Origin of the sequence: Streptomyces sp. NBC_00286 (genome assembly GCF_036173125.1) — a bacterium.
GTDB lineage: Bacteria > Actinomycetota > Actinomycetes > Streptomycetales > Streptomycetaceae > Streptomyces.
The window spans coordinates 9,086,338-9,104,730 of sequence record NZ_CP108054.1; the positions used below are offsets into that span (position 1 = coordinate 9,086,338).

Here is an 18,393-nt window from a genome sequence, read left to right on the forward strand (position 1 = left end):
ACGTACGGTCCGGGGCGAAGCGCTGGAAGGTCAACGCCAGTTGTGTCCGGGGCAGTTGCTGTCCTCGTCGGCGGTGCGGCGATGCGACCAGTGGTACGCCGCGCCGACCGAGCCCGCGACGAGTGCGAGGCCGAGGCCGATATCGCCGACGTCGAAGCCGGCGAAGGTGCCACCGGCGCCGGCCTTGACGCCCTTGTCGGCGTACGTGCGCGACTCGTCCCGGACCGGCTCCTCGGCCTCGACGGTGAGGTCCTTGGTGCCGTAGTCCTTCCCGCACTGGAAGGTCACCTCTTGCACGCCGGGCTCGGCGTCCCAGCCGACGGTGGCCGTGGCCGAGTTCTCTCCCTTGGGGATCACCATGGGGTCGAAGGCAGCCGAGAACACCTTGACCTCGGTCTCGCAGCCCCACACGTCCAGCGTGACGTCGTCGCCCGCGGCGACGGTCGTGGGTGACACCTTGAAACCGAAAGAGTGGGTCCCGCGTTCGCCGCTCTGAGCGGCGACGGCCGCCGGTGCGGCCAGGGCCAGGGCGCCGGCGCCCAGCAGTGCGACCGAAGCGAGGCGTATCGCGCGCATGGTGAATCCTCCGGGTCCCGAGGAGCAGCCGCGGACCTCTTCCGCTTGCGCCGTACATGCACCTCGATGGTCGAAACGCTAAAAAGATCCGCACGCGCGCGCGATCGCAGTGGCCCGAATGGGGCACCGGACGCCGTGGCGACGGGGGGAGAGCGGCGAGAACAAGCCATTTCGGGGCCGACGGGCTACCGGCGAGTCACATGTGGCGCAGGGTGCGCAGGCGTCCGCGCACGGTGCACAGGCGTCGTCTCACGGTGCACAGGCGTCACTGAAAGAAATTTGTAAGGCGGTTGAACGCTCTCCATGTTCTCACCCGTACCTAGGGCCATACGCGGCGCGGTGGTGCGCCGCAACATCTGAGTGATTAGCGGGGAGTTACCCAACATGAAGACCTCCTGGCGGAGCGCCTCCCTCGTAGCGGTCGCTGCGGCCCTGGCGCTGACGACTGCGTGCGGCTCGGACACTCCTGACACGGGAAGCCAGAACGTGGGGGCGGCCCCCGCCGCCAACGGGGTTGGCAATGACTACGGGGCCGGTACGAGCACGCCCACCCCGGGTGCGGACCAGGCCGGTGCCGGTGCGCAGGCGCAGACCGCCGGCCAGCTTGCCGTGAAGAAGAACAAGGCCCTCGGCGAAGTGGTCACGGACAGCGCCGGTATGACGCTCTACCGCTTCGACAAGGACACCGCTTCGCCGCCGAAGTCGAACTGTGACGGCGACTGCGCCACGGCCTGGCCCCCGGTCCCGGCCTCGGACGCCACCGCTGCGGCGGGCATGGACAAGACGCTGCTCGGTGAGGTCACCCGGGCCGACGGTACGAAGCAGCTCACTCTGGACGGCTGGCCGCTCTACCGGTACGCGAAGGACACCAAGGCCGGTGACACCAAGGGCCAGGGTGTGCAGGGCACTTGGTACGCGTCGGCGCCCAGCGGCAAGAAGGCGGCGGCCGACGCCGCGGAGGCCGGAGCCGGTGATGAAGCCGAGGCCGGAGCCGGGGCGGAGGCCGGTGACCTGCCGGGTCTCTCGACCCGCGAGGACCCCGAGCTCGGCGAGGTCGTCGTCGACAAGAACGGTATGACGGTCTACCGCTTCGAGAAGGACGTCCCGTGGCCGATGAAGTCGAACTGCGTCGGTGAGTGCCTGGCGAAGTGGCCCGCCGTCGAGCCGGTCGACGCCGCCGACACCAAGGGCATCGACAACAAGGTCGACGGCCGCCGTGGCTACGTCGTCCTGAACCGTCCGGACGGAATCAAGCAGCAGAGCATCGACTGCTGGCCGATGTACACCTTCGCGGGCGACAAGAAGCCCGGCGACACCAACGGCCAGGGCGTGGGCGGCACTTGGTACGCCATGGCCCCCGACGGCAGCGCGATCAAGAAGAAGTAGACAGCGGCAGCCGGCAACCGAGCACGACAGACCACACAGCACTCGATCCACGGAAGGGAGTGGTCGCCAGGAAGCAGACAACTGACACGCCGCAAGGAACTTGAGCAACCGCTCAACCCCCGGTCCACCCCCTCCGCACCGCACGGAGGGGGTTGGCCGTTTTTCGCCGCTCTCAGGGTTTCGGAACGATTTTGTGCGACATCACATCCGCATGTGCCCCAGGCAGTGACCGGGAACGGATGGTCAATTTCCGTTTCCGCTCGCCCCGTTGGCGGGCGATCAGTAGCCTCAGCTCGAACACCGGATCGCCTACGCCTGGAGAGACACATGGAGCGTCCCGCCTGGGCCCCGCGTGGCATCGACATCTCGGTGCCCAGCGTGAGCCGCATCTACGACTACTACCTGGGCGGATCGCACAATTTCGACGTCGACCGGCAAGCCGCCCGTAAGGCGATGGAGTTCATGCCGGGACTTCCGAAGATCATGCAGGCGAACCGGGCCTTCCTGCGCCGGGCCGTCCGTTTCGCGGTGGACGAGGGCATCACCCAGTTCCTGGACATCGGCTCCGGCATCCCCACCTTCGGCAACGTCCACGAGGTGGCCCAGAGCGCCCGTCCCGGAACGCGTGTCCTGTACGTCGACAACGACCCGGTCGCCGTCGCGCACAGCGAAGCCGTACTGGAGGGCAACGAGGACGCGGGCGTCGTCGCCGCTGATCTGCGCAAGCCCCAGGAGATCCTGGCGAGTTCTCAGTTTGAGCGTCTGATCGACCAGAATCGGCCAGTAGCGCTTCTCCTCGTTGCCATACTTCACTTCGTGGAGGACGAGGACGACCCGTACGAGGCGGTGGCACAGCTGCGCGACGCGCTCGCGCCGGGCAGCCTGCTCGTCGTCACGCACGCCTCCTTCGAGGGCATCCCGCTTCCCCCAGAGCGGGCCGAAGGGACGGTCGACGTCTACAAGAACATTCGCAATCCGCTGATCATGCGCTCGCGCGACGAGATCGCGCGGTTCTTCGAGGGGTACGACATGGTGGAACCCGGACTGGTGCCGATGCCGGAATGGCGGCCCGACACGGCACTCGAGGACGAGGATCCGTATGCCTTTTCCGGGTTCGCCGGCGTGGGGCGCACGGCGTGACCCCGGAGCCGGACGGGCCGGAGGACAGACTCCGCAGATTCGCGACTATCTGGAGCCGGGCGGTCTTCCCGCACACGGCGACATCGCTGACCCGCCCCGAGCTGGAGCAGGAACTGCTGCCGCTCGCCCGGCGGTTGAGCGAGGCGCTGCGAGCCAGGACGTTCGACGCGGCCGAGGCCCGGGCGGTCGGCGCCGCGCTGATCGACGCCCACTGCACCGAGCCGGAGGCGCTCAGCCGCGCACTCGACTGCGTGGACGCCTACCTGGTGCTCTACTGCGGCGGGGACGGCCCGAAGGAGGACCTGCGCAGCCGCTCGGCACGGTTGCAGCACGCCATGGCCGCCGGGTTCGCCGAGGCGCTGCGGGAGCGGACGCTGGCCGAACAGGAAGCCATCGCGCGAGCGGCCCTCCAGGCCCAGGGAGTGGTCGCCCAGGCGCTGCACGCGACCGAGGCGCGGCTTCGTGCGGTGTTCGAGGGCGCGGCCATCGGCATCGGCATCGCGGACCTCGACGGCAACATCGTCCAGGTGAACAAGGCCCTGCTGCGGATGTTCGGCGGCACCGAGGAAGGGATGCGCGGCCGTAACGTGGTCGACTGGACGCACCCCGACGACGCTCCTCAAGTCTGGCGTCTGTACGAGGAGTTGGTGCGCGGCGACCGTGAGCACTACCACGTGGAGAAGGCGTTCTACCGGCCTGACGGAACGGTTCTGTGGACCAATCTGACGGTCTCTCTGCTGCGTGACGCCGACGGGGAGCCCCAGTACCAGCTCGCCCTCATGGAGGACACCACCGAACGCCGGCTGCTCAACCTCCGGCTGCGGTACGAGGCGACCCATGACGCCCTCACCGGACTGCCCAACCGCACGCTGTTCTTCGAGCGGCTCGAGAAGGCGCTGTCCGCGGGCGAGGGCATGCGTTTCGGGCTCTGCTATCTCGACATCGACGGCTTCAAGACCATCAACGACAGCCTCGGGCACGCCGCCGGCGACCGGCTGCTCGTCGAGGTCGCCGACCGGCTGCAGTCCTGCGCGACCGCGCCCGGCGAGATGGTCGCCAGGCTCGGCGGCGACGAGTTCGTGGCGCTGACCACCGGGCCCGACACCCAGACCGAGGTCGACGCGCTCGCCGACCGCATCATGAACGCCCTCGTCACCCCGGTTCGTATCGACGGCCGGGAACTGACCGTCCGCGGCAGTATCGGCATCGTCGAGGGTCCGGCCGGCGAACGCGGCCCGGCGGAGGTGCTACGTAGCGCCGACATCACGATGTACCGCGCCAAGTCGGCGGGCGGCAACCGCTACGAGCTCGCCGACCCCGAGGCCGACGCCCGCGCCATCACCCGCCACGGACTCACCACGGCACTGCCCGCGGCCCTGGACCGGGGCGAGTTCTTCATCGAGTACCAGCCGCTCGTGCACCTCGGCGACGACAGCGTACGAGGCGCCGAGGCCCTCGTCCGCTGGCTGCACCCCCAGCACGGCGTGCTCGGCCCCGACAAGTTCATCCCGCTCGCCGAGCACACCGGCCTCATCGTCCCGCTCGGCCGCTGGGTGCTGGAACAGTCGGTCCGCCAGGCCCGCGACTGGCAGGAACGTCACGGCGAACAGGCGGGCCCGTTCCGCATCAACGTGAACCTCTCGCCCTGCCAGCTGACCCACCCCGGCCTGGTCGCCGACACGGTCGACATCCTGGAGCGCGCCGGTCTCGAACCGAACTCCCTCTGCCTGGAAGTCACCGAGTCCGCCCTGATCGGCGCCGACGACGACCTCCTCAAGCCACTGCGCCGCCTGGCCGAGATGGGCGTGGACATCGCCCTCGACGACTTCGGCACCGGCTACTCCAACCTGGCCAACCTCCGCCGCCTCCCGGTCAGCATCCTCAAACTGGACCGCTCCTTCACTCAGAGCATGCAACAGTTCCCGGCGGACCCGGTAGACCTGAAGATCGTCGACGGAATCGTCTCCCTGGCCCACAGCCTCGACCTCACGGTCACGGTAGAGGGAGTGGAAACGGGTGCGCAGGCCGAGCAGTTGCGGCTATTGGGCTGCGACACGGCCCAGGGGTGGTACTACGCCCGCCCGGGTCCGCCGGAGCGCCTGCACGAACTGGCGTTGGTGGACGCGACGGGCTGAGGGTTCGGTAGAACCGGTGCGGCTCCGCCGCGTGGGCGCGACGGGCTGGCGGTTTCCGTGAAGCCGCGGGGTTCCGGGGGCGCCCCATCAGGGGCGCGGGGAACTGCGCGACCAGCCACAACGGACCCGCAATCCCGAACGGCGATTCAAGCGCTACGGCGCTCCAGGGGACGGCACGACCCGCGAAAGGTCAACGTTCAAGCAGCATCCGCTGAAGCTCCCGAGCTGCCCGAGGCGGAGCCACATCGCTGCGGTGCGCCAGCGCGATCGTCCGGTGCAGCCCCGGCGGGGCCAGGGGCGTCACCCTCAGCCCGCGCCCGGACCGCGTGGCCACCACGCGCGGCACCACGGCGACGCCGAGCCCGGCCCGCACGAAACCCAGCACGGCGTCCATCTCCCCACCCTCCACCGCGAAGTCCGGCTCAAACCCAGCGGAGCGACACGCGGCGACGGTCAGCTCCCGCAGGTCGTACCCGTACCGGAACATGACCAGCCGCTCACCCTCCAGGTCGGAAATCCGCACCGTACGACCCCGCCCCGGAGCCGGTGCGTCCGGGGACGACACCACCACCAGGTCCTCCCGCAGCACCTCGACGGTGGTCAGCGCGGGCGACGGCGAAGGCAGCGGCAGCACGACGAGGGCGAGATCGAGCGCCCCGCGAGCGAGTTCTCGTACGAGATCATGCGAGCCGCCCTCCTCGATCAGCAGCCGGATGCCGGGATACCGGTCGTGGAAGGTGCGCAGCACATCGGGCAGCAGCCCGGTGCACACGCTCGGAGTCGCACCCAGCCGCACCCGCCCGCTGCGCAGCTGAACCAGTTCCCCTACCTCGTGCCGGGCCGTCTCCGCGTCGGCCAGGATGCGGCGGGCCAGCGGAAGCAGTGCCTCGCCGGCGTCCGTGAGCGTGATGTTGCCGCGTGCGCGCAGGAACAGATCCGCCCCCAACTCCCGTTCCAGCGCCTTGATCTGCTGGGAGAGGGACGGCTGCGCGACATGGACGAGGTCCGCGGCCCGGGTGAAGTGCCGGGTCTCGGCGACGGCCACGTAGTACTGAAGCTGCTGGAACTGCATTCCGCCACCATAGGCCTTGGCTATTGAAACCAGCCAGACCATGTCTTGGACCGATCGGGACCTCTGGTCCTAGCGTGCGTGCCATGGCGCTGCTAACGCGGACGGACCGAAAACCGTCCATGACCCGCACGATGTGGGACTCCTCCGTCGGCAAGAAGACGGTCATGGCCGTGAGCGGTCTGATCATGCTGGCGTACCTGGTCGTCCATATGCTGGGCAACCTGAAGATCTTCTTCGGCTCCGACGAGTTCAACGAGTACGCGCACGCCCTGCGTACCCTCGGCGAACCCTTCCTGCACTACGAGTGGGCGCTGTGGATCATCCGCGTCGTCCTGGTCGCCGCCGTCGTCGCGCACGCTGTCTCCGCGTACCAGCTGAGCCGCCGTGACATCAAGGCGCGGCCCACCAAGTACGTGCACAAGAAGCCGCGGGCCAGCTACGCGACACGGACGATGCGCTGGGGCGGGATCATCCTCGGCCTGTTCATCGTCTGGCACATCCTCGACCTGACGACCGGCACCGTGCACCCGGGCGGCTTCGAGGCCGGACACCCGTACCAGAACGTGATCGACACCTTCTCCACCTGGTACGGCAACGTCATCTACATCGTCGCGGTGCTCGCGCTCGGCCTGCACATCCGGCACGGCTTCTGGAGCGCGGCGCAGACCCTCGGCGTCGGCAGCCGCACCCGCGACCGTGCCTTCAAGACCATCGCCAGCGTGCTCGCGCTGGTGCTGACGGTGGGCTTCGTATCCGTACCCGTGGGCGTGATGACCGGAGTGGTGAGCTGACATGACCGCTGAGTACGCCGACTACGCGACCGGGGAGCCGGTCGTCGACACCAAGGCCCCGTCCGGACCCGTCAACGAGCGCTGGGACACCCGCCGTTTCGAGGCCAAGCTGGTCAACCCCGCCAACCGTCGCAAGCACACGGTGATCGTCGTCGGCACCGGCCTCGCGGGCGGCTCCGCGGGTGCCACGCTGGCCGAACAGGGCTACCACGTCGTGCAGTTCTGCTACCAGGACTCCCCGCGCCGCGCCCACTCGATCGCCGCGCAGGGCGGCATCAACGCCGCGAAGAACTACCGCAACGACGGCGACTCGATCCACCGGCTGTTCTACGACACCGTCAAGGGCGGCGACTTCAGGGCCCGCGAGTCCAACGTCCACCGCCTGGCGCAGATCTCGGTGGAGATCATCGACCAGTGCGTGGCGCAGGGTGTGCCCTTCGCCCGCGAGTACGGCGGCCTCCTCGACACCCGGTCCTTCGGCGGCGTACAGGTGTCCCGGACCTTCTACGCCCGCGGGCAGACGGGCCAGCAGCTGCTGCTCGGCGCGTATCAGGCGCTGTCGCGGCAGATCGCCGCCGGCAACATCGAGATGCATCCGCGGACCGAGATGCTCGACCTGATCGTCGTCGACGGCCGGGCGCGCGGCATCGTGGCGCGTGACCTGATCACGGGCCGTATCGACACCTACTTCGCGGACGCCGTCGTCCTGGCGAGCGGCGGTTACGGCAACGTCTTCTATCTGTCGACGAACGCCATGAACTCCAACGCCACCGCCATCTGGCGGGCGCACCGGCGCGGAGCGTACTTCGCGAACCCCTGCTTCACACAGATCCACCCCACGTGCATTCCGCGCACCGGCGAACACCAGTCGAAGCTCACGCTGATGAGCGAGTCGCTGCGCAACGACGGCCGGATCTGGGTGCCGAAGGCGCAGGGCGACCAGCGGCCCGCGAACGAGATCCCCGAGGACGAGCGCGACTACTACCTGGAGCGCATCTACCCGTCCTTCGGCAACCTCGTGCCCCGTGACATCGCCTCCCGGGCGGCCAAGAACGTCTGCGACGAGGGCAGGGGAGTGGGCCCCGGCGGCCAGAACCAGAGGGGCGGAGCCGAAGGCTCCTCGGTTGAGGGCGGTGGTGGGAGACGGGAGGGCGTCTACCTGGACTTCGCCGACGCGATCAAACGCATGGGCCGCAAGGCCGTCGAGGCCAAGTACGGCAACCTCTTCGACATGTACCAGCGGATCACCGACGAGGATCCGTACGAGGTGCCGATGCGGATCTATCCCGCCGTGCACTACACGATGGGCGGGCTGTGGGTCGACTACGACCTGCAGACCACCATCCCCGGCCTGTTCGCGATCGGCGAGGCCAACTTCTCCGACCACGGGGCGAACCGGCTCGGCGCCTCGGCGCTGATGCAGGGACTGGCCGACGGCTACTTCGTCCTGCCGTCGACGATCAACGACTACCTCGCCCGTAACCCGCACCACGAGCAGGTCTCGGCCGAACACCCCGTCGTCCAGGAGGTGCTGGCCGATACCGAGGACCGGCTGAGCCTGCTCCTCGCCGTCGACGGCGACCGCACCCCCGACTCCTTCCACCGTGAACTCGGCGAGCTGATGTGGGAGTTCTGCGGAATGGCCCGTACGGAGACGGGGCTGCGCAAGGCGCTGGAGCGTATCCCGCAGATCCGTGAGGAGTTCTGGCGGCGCATCAAGGTTCCCGGCACCGGCGAGGAGTTCAACCAGTCGCTGGAGAAGGCGAACCGCATCGCCGACTACCTGGAACTCGCCGAGCTGATGTGCCTCGACGCGCTGCACCGCGGCGAGTCCTGCGGCGGCCACTTCCGGGAGGAGTCCCAGACCCCGGACGGTGAGGCGGAGCGCCGGGACGAGGAGTTCTCGTACGCGGCGGCCTGGGAGTTCACCGAGACCGGCCAAGCGCCCGTCCTGCACAAGGAAGACCTGGTCTTCGAGTACGTCCACCCCACTCAGCGGAGCTACGCATGAAGCTCACCCTGCGCGTCTGGCGGCAGCGGAACGCCGACGCCGACGGAGCGATGTCCACGTACGAAGTGGACGACATCTCGCCCGACATGTCCTTCCTGGAGATGCTCGACACCCTCAACGAGGAGCTCATCCTGCGCGGCGAGGACCCCGTGGCCTTCGACCACGACTGCCGGGAGGGCATCTGCGGCGCCTGCTCGCTCGTCATCAACGGCGACGCGCACGGTCCGGAGCGTACGACCACTTGTCAGTTGCACATGCGGTCCTTCAAGGACGGCGACACGATCGACATCGAGCCGTGGCGGGCCTCCGCCTTCCCGGTGGTGAAGGACCTCGTGGTCGACCGGAGCGCCTTCGACCGGATCATCCAGGCCGGCGGCTACATCACCGCTCCGACCGGCGCCGCGCCCGAGGCCCACGCCACGCCCGTACCGAAGCCGGACGCGGACTTCGCGTTCGAGCACGCGGAGTGCATCGGCTGCGGGGCGTGTGTGGCTGCCTGCCCCAACGGGGCCGCGATGCTGTTCACTTCGGCCAAGGTGAACCACCTGAACGTTTTGCCGCAGGGGGCGCCGGAGCGCGAGACGCGGGTGCTCGACATGGTTGAGCAGATGGATGAGGAAGGGTTCGGTGGGTGCACGTTGGCTGGTGAGTGCGCCACCGCGTGCCCGAAGGGGATTCCGCTGGTTTCCATCACGAGCATGAACAAGGAGTGGCTGCGGGCTACTCGCAAGGCCGCCAAGCGGTAGCGCCGTAGGGGGAATTGCCGTCTTCGGGCTGCGGGTCCGGTGTGGCTGGTCGCTCCCCCACTCTCGAATTCGCTCGAGCGGGGGCCCCCATCGCGGCGGAGCCGCAAATTGGCACACCCCCGCGCCCCTACGGGGCGCGTATGAACGTTCGCCGTACAGGTGCGGACGGGCGGGGCCGGGAGTGGTGCTCTCCGGCCCCGCCAAGCTTTGTCAGGGCCGCCGCACCCGGGCATTCAACAAGCCCACATCCCACCTCTCTGCGTAGGTTACGCGCCGGTCAGCCGGCGTCGGGAGAACAGGAACGTGCACGCCGTACCCAAGCGGTCTGCTCACCTTCCGCTCCGCTCACCTCCCGCCGCACACCGGCCAACGTCCCCAGGAGAGAGCCAGCCATGACCGGCGTAACCACGCTCGCCAGCCCGCCGCAGGCGACCGCACCCACCCGCTACACCGTCACCCTGGCCCGCGACGAGGCGGATGTGCGGGCCGCGCAGCGGCTGCGCCACGACGTCTTCGCCGGGGAGATGGGCGCCCTGCTGTCCTCCCCGCAGCCGGGCCTCGACATCGACGCCTTCGACGCCTACTGCGACCACCTGCTCGTCCGCGACACGGTGACCGGACAGGTCGTCGGCACCTACCGGCTGCTGCCGCCGGAGCGTGCCGCGATCGCCGGACGGCTGTACTCGGAGAGCGAGTTCGACCTCGGGCCGCTCGCCGGGATCCGCTCCGGGCTCGTCGAGGTCGGCCGCTCCTGCGTCCACCCCGACCACCGGGACGGCGCCGTCATCGGCCTCATCTGGGCCGGTATCGCGCGCTACATGGTCGAGGGCGGCCACGAGTGGCTCGCCGGCTGCTGCTCCATCCCGCTGGCCGACGGCGGCACGCTCGCCGCGGGCACCTGGGACCGCGTACGGGAGAAGTACCTGGCGCCCGAGGAGTACCGCGTACGCCCGCTGCTGCCCTGGAACCCGGAGGGCATCCAGCGCCCGGCCCGCACCGAACTCCCCGCGCTCCTGCGCGGCTACCTCCGCCTCGGCGCCTGGGTCTGCGCGGAACCCGCCCACGACCCCGACTTCGGCGTGGCCGACCTGTACGTGCTGCTGCCGATGCACCGCGTCAACTCCCGCTATCTGCGGCACTTCCTGTCGCTCGTCCCGGCCTGATGGACGCCTCACGGGTGACTGTGACGGGTGCGCTGCGCACCGCGGTGCTGCTCCGCCCGCGGCGCGGCGCGGCGGCCCTCGCGAGCCCCGGCGCGGGCGCGGCCGCGCTCCCGGGGCGCCGGGCGGTACCCCGGCCCCGCGTACGCCGTGCCGCCGGGACGCAGGTCGCGGACCGTCCCGCTGCGCCGGGCGCCGCCCCGGCCAGTGCCTGGCTGCCCAGCGCCCCGTGTACACCGCATGCCTGCGTGGAGTCGATGGGGTCCCTGGCCGCCGTACCGCGGGCCGTGCTGCGGCTGATCGTGGTTCTGAGTGTGCTCCTCGTCGGGATCGTGCTGATCCCGGTCGTCGGACGGTTCGAGAGTGCGCGGCGCGATCGTGCCATCCGGCTCTGGTGCCGGACGATCGTGCGCGCGGTGGGCGTACGCGTACGGACATCCGGAGCCGCCCCGCCCACCGGCGGGCTGCTGCTGGTCGCCAACCACATCTCCTGGCTGGACATTCCGCTCCTCGCGGCCGTCCGCCCCGGGCGGATGCTGGCCAAGGCCGAGATCCGGCAGTGGCCCGTGGCGGGCGCGCTGACCGCGAGCAGCGGCGCCCTGTTCATCGAGCGCGACCGGCTGCGCGCGCTGCCGACGACGGTCGCGCGGATCGCGGACACCCTGCGCGACGGCGCCGCGGTCGTGGTCTTCCCGGAAGGCAGTACCTGGTGCGGCCGGGCCCAAGGGCCGTTCCGCAGGGCCGCGTTCCAGGCTGCACTGGACGCCGCCGCACCCGTCCAGCCGGTGCGCCTGCACTACCGGCTCGACGGGGGAGCGGCGACCACGGCACCCGCGTTCGTCGGAAGCGACTCGCTGCTCGCCTCGGTGTGGCGGGTCGCGTCGGCACGCGGTCTGGTGGCCGAGGTACACGTACAGCCGCTGCTCGCACCGGACAGCGCACCCGACCGGCGGACCCTGGCCCAGGCCGCCCAGGCGGCTGCCACGCACCGGACGTGCGCGAACTCGGAAGGGGATCACGGAGCGGCGTCCTAAGCAGGCCGGCGACGTCCGATGCGGTTCGGGCAGCGCCCCAAAGGGGCACGGGGCTGCGCCAATTCGCGGTTCCGCCGCGATGGGGGAGCGACCAGCCACCACGGACCCGCGGGTGACGCACCGGACTTCCAGCGAATCGCTCAGGCCGGGCCCGCGCCGCCCAGTCCCGCGAGCCGGGCCAGTCTCTCGTACGAGTCCAGGAGGGCGTCGCGGTCGTACGTACTGGTCGTGACCAGGACCTCGTCCGCGTCCGTCTCCTTGAGCACCGTCTCCAGTTCGTGGGCGACCTGCTCCTCGGTGCCGGCGATGTGACCCCTGAGGCCGGACTCGTAGAAGCCGCGCTCCTTGTCGCTCATCGTCAGTGCCTCGACGCGCTCTGCGGGCGGCAGCGGCGGGAACGTGCCGCGGGTGCGGGAGTGCGCCATCGACCAGGCCTCCGGGAGCAGCAGGCGGCGGGCCTCCTCGGGGCTGTCCGCGACCGCGATCGTGCCGGAGATGACGACGTACGGCTCGCTCGCCCAGGCGGAGGGCCGGAACGTCGCGCGGTAGTGGTCGATGCCGCGCCGCATCTTGTCGCGACCGCGTAGGTCGCCGATGACCATCGGCAGGCCCGCGCGGGCGGCGATCGTGGCGCCCTCGCCCATGGCCAGCACGAACGGCGGCACGGTCAGCCCCTCGGCCGGACGCGCGTGCACTCCCGTCGGAGAGGTGCCGCGGAACCAGCCCAGCAACTCCTCGAGCTGCCCCGCGAAATCGTCGGCGACGTCCTTGTCCCGGCCCAGTGCCTTCCGTACGCCGTCGGTGAAGCCCACGGAGCGGCCCAGACCCATGTCGATACGTCCCGGGAACAGGGACTCGAGGACGCCGAACTGCTCGGCTACGACGAGGGGTTGGTGGTTCGGCAGCATCACTCCGCCCGTGCCGACCCGGATCGTGCGCGTCGCGGCGGCGACCGCGGCGGCCAGCACGGTGGGCGCGGAACCGGCGACTCCCGGCACGCCGTGGTGTTCCGAGACCCATATCCGGTGGTAGCCGAGCCGCTCGAGTTCCTGCGCCAGCCCCACGGTGTCACGCAGGGACTCGGGGCCGTCGTGTCCCTCCCGGGTGCGCGAGCGGTCCAGGACGGAGAAGCGGGTCGCTTGGACACGAGAGCCGCGGTTCTCGCGGGCGTTGGGATGGTGCTGGTTCGACATGGCTGCTCCGCTGGAAGTGGACTCCCTTGTCTCAACCGTCGTACGGCTGATTTCTTCCGCGGTGCCATGATCGGTTCGGGGTTCAGCGCACTCGCCGCTCCTCCAGGGGTGCGGCCCGTAGCCGTCCGGCGGCCTCTCCCGGCAGATGCGGGGTGTGTCCCACGAGCCGGGCGGAGTTGGCGACCACGGCGATGCTGCTGGTGTTGTGCAGCAGAGCGGCCAGTACGGGGTTGACGGAGCCGCCGGCGCCCGCGACGAGGCCGACGAGGTTCACGCCGATGGCCAGGGTGTAGTTCTGCCGTACGACGCGCAGGGTGTGCCGGCTGAGTTCCACGACGGCGGCGACATTGCGCAGGTCGTTTCCGGCGAGGGCGATGTCGGCGGTCTCCAGCGCGACATGGGAGGAGTGGGAGCCCATGACGATGCCGACATCCGCGAGCGCCAGCGCTGGGGCGTCGTTGGTGCCGTCGCCGACCATCGCCACGCTGTGCCCCTCCGCCTGGAGGTCGCGGATCAGCTGGAGTTTGGCCTCGGGCAGCGCATGGGCGTGCACCTCCGTGATGCCGAGGGTGTCGGCCACGGCCTGGGCGGTCTCCGGCGCGTCGCCGGTCAGCAGCACGATGCGGGTCACCCCGAGGTCGGTCAGCTGGCGGACGACGGTGTCGGCTCCGCCCCGTACCGCGTCGGACAGGCCGAGCATGCCGATCAGCTTCTCGTCGTGGGCGAGGCAGATGACGGTCTCGCCGACGGCGCGCAGCCGGCTCGTCCATGCCTCGGCCACCTCGGAGAGGTCCAGGCCGTGGCGGCGCAGCAGGGCGGGGCTGCCCACCAGCAGGCGGGTGCCGTCGAGTTCGGCGCGTACACCCATGCCGAGGACGACCTCGCAGGCCTGGTGGATCGGGATGTGCAGGTGCTGTTCCTCGGTACGCCGGACGATGGCCTCGGCGAGCGGGTGCCGTGCGTGCATCTCACCGGAGGCCGCCAGGCTCAGGATCTGATCGGTGGTGAACTCCTCGTCGAGCTGCACCACGCTGGTGACCAGGGGACGCCCGAGCGTGAGGGTGCCGGTCTTGTCGAAGACCACGGCGGTGACCCGGCCGATCCCTTCCAGGTGGGTGCCGCCCTTGATGAGCGTGCCCCGGCGGGCGCCGTTGCCGATGGCCGCGCTGATCGCGGTCGGCGTGGCCAGGCCCGCGGCGCAGGGGCAGGGGATCAGCAGCATGGTCATCGCACGCCTGGCGTCCCGCGTCAGCACGTACGTGATCCCCGACAGGGCGAACGAGACGGGCACGAAGCGGCGGGTGAAGGCGGCGGCGACGGTCTGGATCGGCGCCCGGTCGGCCTGCGCCTCCTCGACCCGGGTGATGATCCGCCCCACGACCGTGTCCTGTCCGACGGAGGTGGCCCGTACGGTCAGGGAGCCGGTGGAGACGAGGGTGCCCGCGTACACCTCGCTGCCGGGATGCACGTACACCGGGAGCGCCTCACCGGTGATCGCCGCCTGGTCGACCAGTGCCTCGCCGGACTCGGCGATTCCGTCGACGGGGATGCGGTGGTGCTCGTACACCGCGACCGCGTCCCCGGTCCTGACCTCCGTGAGATCGACCTCCACCTCCACGCCGTCGCGGACCAGCCAGACCCGCTCCTCGCCGATGGAGAGCAGTTCCTCGATGGCGCGCCGGGTCCGTCGCAGGGTGATGGCCTGCAGGAACTCGCCGATGTTGAGCAGCCACAGCACCATCAGCGCGACCACGTTCTCGCGCAGCACGAGCGAGATCACGGTCGCCGTCGTCACCAGCAGATCGGTGCCGGCGTGGCGTCTGCCGCCGAGGGTGCGGGCGGCGCCGCGGAAGAACGGCAGCCCGGTGAAGACGGTGACCGCGCCGAGGAAGCCGGACGCGCCCCCCGGGGTCCACGGAGGCCGGCCGAGCAGTCGCCGCAGTCCCACCAGGGCGAGCACCGCACCGCCGACGACCAGGCGCGCGACCTCGCCCGTGGAGGAATCGGGTACGGACCGGCTGGCTCGGGCGGGTGCCTCCGGCGGCGGCGCCTCGGCAAGGGCGGCGACCAGCCGCTCCACGTCGACCAAGTCGGGCTGCACCCAGACGATCACGGCACCCGTCCGCGGAAAGATACGCAGCGCCCTGAACCCCGGCAGATCGGCGAACCGCTCATCGACGAGCCCGGCACACCCGGGCCGCGCCCGCAGCCAGGGAACGAGCAGCCGTACGCGGCCCGCGGCGGCCGACCGCACCATCACCCCGGAGCCGGAGCCGGAGCCGGAGCCGGAGCCGGAGCCGGAGCCGGAGCCGGAGCCGGGATCCGGACCGGGCGTGGGAATGTCGCCGGGTGCGGACGTGCCGGACATAGCGACCACCTCTCAGATGCCCTCTCAACGGCCTTGGTGAAGTGGTGCGGTACCGCGCCCCGTAAGGGGCGCGGTACCTGCGCGATCAGCCCCCACCGGCCCGCTGGTTCACCACCGTCCTTCCAACGGAGCGCTTAGTGCTCGTGGTCGTGGGCGTGCTCCTCGACGCCGACCGCCGAGGGCGGCAGCGCCTCCTCGCCCAACTGCTGCTTGGCCTCCGCCAGCAGGTCTCCCGCTTTCAGGCGGGCCTCCTCGGCAGCCGCCCCGAGCCGTCGCCCCGTCGTGATGCCGCCCGCGATGCCGCTCACCAGAAGCCTGCGTGCCGCGGGCTTCGCCTTGGGTGCGACCTTGGCGGCTCCCCGCAGAACCAGTACGCCGGCGGTTCCGGACAAGGCGTAATGCGTGATGCGGCCCGCGACCGCACCTGCGAGAGCGGCTGGATGCATCATGATCTCCTTCCGCGGGCCGGATTCGGCAGGCTTTGTGTTTCTTTGATGCGGTAAGTCCATTCTCGCCCCATGGTGGATGCCGTGCATCAGCCGTACCGGAGGGGTGGTCGGCCCCCTCCGTGAACGAGGCGTGAACGAGGGACAGATGAAAACGATTATCATGTATTGTCGGGGCGTTCCGGGACCTGAGAAGAAGAGAAGCGAGGGCATCGATGCTGCGCTCCCCGTCGAGATTCGTCCGCAGTTGGATCACCGCGGTGATAGTGGGGTCTGTACTGGTCGGATGCGGCGAGTCCAACGAACCCGCGAGTGAAGGCGCCGCCGCGGCCGGTGCGAAGACCGATGTCACCGTGCAACCCATCAAGGCGACACAGGAGTTGACGGACGCGAAGGGCGTCAAGATCTCCCTGCAGAAGGAACCGCAGCGTGTCGTCTGCCTGTTCGCGCTCTGCGACGACATCCTGACCGAGCTGGGCATCGTCCCCACGGCCACCAACAGCGCGCTTCTCGCCCACCCGGACTTCCTGGGGGAGACGAAGGCGAAGGAAGTCGACGTCATTCCGGGCGGGTTCATCGCCCCCGAGGTGGAGGCGATCCTCTCCCACAAGCCCGATCTGGTCATCGGCCTCGAGGACACCCACGGCAAGCTCGCCCCGGCCCTGAAAAACGCCACCACCTTCTGGCCCATGCAGCCCGAAACCTGGCAGGACAGCGTGGGGTACCTGCGCGATGTCGCCGCGCTCACCGGCCGTACCGCCCAGGGCGAGAAGGCCGAGAAGACCTTCCGCACCAAGCTCGCCGAGGCCGAGCAGAACAAGAGCGACAAGACCGCGCTCGTCATCTACGGCAGCGACGAGAACTTCGGCGTCGCCACTCCGGGGACGGACGTGGCGGGCGGGCTGTTCCCGAAGCTGGCGGACTACCCCTGGAAGTCCCGTGGCGTGGAGGGCAGTTACAGCCTCGAAGAGATCCTCGCGCGGGACGTGGACGTACTGTTCGTCGAGACGATCGCCTTCGGCGAAGCGGACGGCAAGCTGTCGGAGAAGCTGGCGAAGAACCCGCTGTGGGAGAAGATCACGGCCGTCCAGAACGGGGACGTCCACGAGGTGAACTCCGAAGTGTGGGCCAAGGGTCGCGGCACCCGTTCCCTGGGCATCGTCCTCGACGAGGCCACGGCCGCGCTCCGGTGAGCGCGCCCACCGCGACGGCGGTAGAGGGGGCGAGGTCGGGAGGGCGGCTCCCGCGGTCCGGTGGGATGTGGCAACTCGCCTTGGTCATCGGGCTGTTGGTCGCCGCGTCCGTCTGCGCGCTGAGTTTGGGCACGCCGTACGTTCCCCTGTACCGGCTGCCCGATGCGCTGCTCGACGCGGACAGTACGTTCGCCGGGGTCGTCGTCACCGAACTCCGCGTGCCTCGGCTGGTGTTGGCGCTGGTCGCCGGGGCCTGCCTGGGTGCGGCAGGGCTCGTACTGCAGGAGGCGCTGCGCAACCCGCTCGCGGTCCCTGAGATGCTGGGCCTTTCGTCCGGGGCGGCGCTCGGGGTCGCCGCGCCGCTGGTGCTGGCGGTGTCGATCCCGGCCGCCGTCCAGCCCTTGCTGGCCATCGGCGGGGCCGCGCTCGGCGGTGCCCTTACGCTGCTCGCGGCAGGGGTGGGGCGCAGCCCATCCGCCGTACTGCTCACGGGCGCCGCGGTCGCCGCCGCCCTGCAGGCCGCGCTGCTCGTCCTCATGGTGATGGCCGATCAGCTCGACCTTCAGCTGATCTACCGGTATCTGCTCGGTTCGCTCTCCGCCCGCACCTGGGAGGACGTCACCGGGCTGTGGCCCTGGCTGCTCGTCGCCGCGCCCGCGCTCGTGCTGTGCGCGCCGGTGCTGTCGGTGCTGCGACTGGGCGACGAGGACGCAGAGGCGCTGGGCGTGCGCGCGCAGTGGGCCCGGTTCGCCGCGCTGGCCATCGCCGTCGTCCTGATCGCACCGGTGACGGCGGTGTGCGGGCCGGTGGCATGGGTCGGGTTCCTCGCCCCGCACCTGGCACGACGGCTCAACCCCCGTGCCGACGCGGTACGTTGGCTGCCCTGGTCGGCGGCGTGGGGCGCCGTAGTGGTGGCCGTCGCCGACGTACCGGCCCGGCTCGCACTGGCGCCCGTGGAGACACCGGCCGGCGCCTGGACGGCTCTGCTCGGCGTGCCCGCCGGTGTCGCACTGCTCCGGTCGGGCCATCGGAGGCCGACGGCGCGGCGACGGGCGGCGGGATCGGATGCCGCGCGGGCGGAACAGCGGGAGGCGGGTCCCGCAGCTGGACGCTCAGAGGCACCGGGGGTGGAACCTCGCCGC

Annotated in this window: 14 protein-coding genes and 1 pseudogene; 10 read left to right on the forward strand and 5 right to left on the reverse strand. The window is 70.3% G+C overall.

The features are described 5' to 3' along the window. Window positions 1-30: 30 nt before the first annotated feature. Window positions 31-576 carry a hypothetical protein gene (locus OHT21_RS40995; RefSeq protein WP_328773305.1) on the reverse strand — a complete coding sequence of 182 codons (546 nt, stop codon included), beginning with the start codon at window positions 574-576 and terminating at the stop codon, window positions 31-33. A 384-nt stretch (window positions 577-960) separates the two neighbouring features. Here OHT21_RS40995 and OHT21_RS41000 point away from each other — a divergent pair, with 384 nt between their 5' ends. From OHT21_RS41000 to OHT21_RS41010, 3 genes are all read left to right on the forward strand, one after another. After that, a complete protein-coding gene (locus OHT21_RS41000) occupies window positions 961-1,962 on the forward strand; it encodes an SCO0930 family lipoprotein (protein WP_328773306.1) in 1,002 nt (333 codons plus the stop codon). 327 nt (window positions 1,963-2,289) lie between these two features. Continuing rightward, window positions 2,290-3,102 carry an SAM-dependent methyltransferase gene (locus OHT21_RS41005; protein ID WP_328773307.1) on the forward strand — a complete coding sequence of 271 codons (813 nt, stop codon included), beginning with the start codon at window positions 2,290-2,292 and terminating at the stop codon, window positions 3,100-3,102. Next, a complete protein-coding gene (locus OHT21_RS41010) occupies window positions 3,099-5,237 on the forward strand; it encodes a putative bifunctional diguanylate cyclase/phosphodiesterase (RefSeq protein WP_328773308.1) in 2,139 nt (712 codons plus the stop codon). Before OHT21_RS41005 ends, OHT21_RS41010 begins: the two co-directional genes overlap by 4 nt. A gap of 190 nt (window positions 5,238-5,427) precedes the next feature. Here the strand turns inward: OHT21_RS41010 and OHT21_RS41015 are convergent, their stop codons facing one another. Continuing rightward, window positions 5,428-6,309 (reverse strand): LysR family transcriptional regulator, encoded by an 882-nt coding sequence (locus OHT21_RS41015; RefSeq protein WP_328773309.1) that lies wholly within the window; start codon window positions 6,307-6,309, stop codon window positions 5,428-5,430. Window positions 6,310-6,392: 83 nt separating this feature from the next. Between OHT21_RS41015 and OHT21_RS41020 the strand changes: the two genes are divergently transcribed. The 5 genes from OHT21_RS41020 (at window position 6,393) to OHT21_RS41040 (ending at window position 12,051) form a co-directional block, all read left to right on the forward strand. Continuing rightward, on the forward strand, window positions 6,393-7,100 hold the full coding sequence (locus tag OHT21_RS41020; protein ID WP_328773310.1) for a succinate dehydrogenase: 708 nt from the start codon (window positions 6,393-6,395) through the stop codon (window positions 7,098-7,100). A 1-nt stretch (window position 7,101) separates the two neighbouring features. Continuing rightward, window positions 7,102-9,111, forward strand: coding sequence for a fumarate reductase/succinate dehydrogenase flavoprotein subunit (locus OHT21_RS41025; RefSeq protein ID WP_328773311.1), 2,010 nt, complete (start codon window positions 7,102-7,104; stop codon window positions 9,109-9,111). Further along, entirely contained in the window at window positions 9,108-9,857 is a 750-nt protein-coding gene (locus OHT21_RS41030) for a succinate dehydrogenase/fumarate reductase iron-sulfur subunit (protein WP_328773312.1), read from the forward strand. Before OHT21_RS41025 ends, OHT21_RS41030 begins: the two co-directional genes overlap by 4 nt. 392 nt (window positions 9,858-10,249) lie before the next feature. After that, window positions 10,250-11,020: a GNAT family N-acetyltransferase gene (locus tag OHT21_RS41035; RefSeq protein WP_328773313.1), complete on the forward strand. Its 771-nt coding sequence runs from the start codon at window positions 10,250-10,252 to the stop codon at window positions 11,018-11,020. A 254-nt stretch (window positions 11,021-11,274) separates the two neighbouring features. Further along, window positions 11,275-12,051, forward strand: a complete 777-nt coding sequence (locus OHT21_RS41040; RefSeq protein ID WP_328774421.1) for a lysophospholipid acyltransferase family protein — start codon at window positions 11,275-11,277, stop codon at window positions 12,049-12,051. A 140-nt stretch (window positions 12,052-12,191) separates the two neighbouring features. Here the strand turns inward: OHT21_RS41040 and OHT21_RS41045 are convergent, their stop codons facing one another. From OHT21_RS41045 to OHT21_RS41055, 3 genes are all read right to left on the reverse strand, one after another. After that, window positions 12,192-13,244 carry an LLM class flavin-dependent oxidoreductase gene (locus OHT21_RS41045; protein WP_328773314.1) on the reverse strand — a complete coding sequence of 351 codons (1,053 nt, stop codon included), beginning with the start codon at window positions 13,242-13,244 and terminating at the stop codon, window positions 12,192-12,194. A gap of 82 nt (window positions 13,245-13,326) precedes the next feature. Then, complete coding sequence (locus OHT21_RS41050) at window positions 13,327-15,612, reverse strand: heavy metal translocating P-type ATPase (RefSeq protein ID WP_328773315.1); 2,286 nt, start codon at window positions 15,610-15,612, stop codon at window positions 13,327-13,329. A 134-nt stretch (window positions 15,613-15,746) separates the two neighbouring features. Next, on the reverse strand, window positions 15,747-16,061 hold the full coding sequence (locus OHT21_RS41055; protein WP_328773316.1) for a DUF1490 family protein: 315 nt from the start codon (window positions 16,059-16,061) through the stop codon (window positions 15,747-15,749). 212 nt (window positions 16,062-16,273) lie between these two features. Here OHT21_RS41055 and OHT21_RS41060 point away from each other — a divergent pair, with 212 nt between their 5' ends. Together OHT21_RS41060 and OHT21_RS41065 are read left to right on the forward strand one after the other, a co-directional pair. Beyond that, window positions 16,274-17,251, forward strand: a complete 978-nt coding sequence (locus OHT21_RS41060; protein WP_328773317.1) for an ABC transporter substrate-binding protein — start codon at window positions 16,274-16,276, stop codon at window positions 17,249-17,251. A 65-nt stretch (window positions 17,252-17,316) separates the two neighbouring features. Then, window positions 17,317-18,345, forward strand: a pseudogene (locus tag OHT21_RS41065) (FecCD family ABC transporter permease); the annotation flags it as partial. Between the last annotated feature and the right edge of the window lie 48 nt (window positions 18,346-18,393).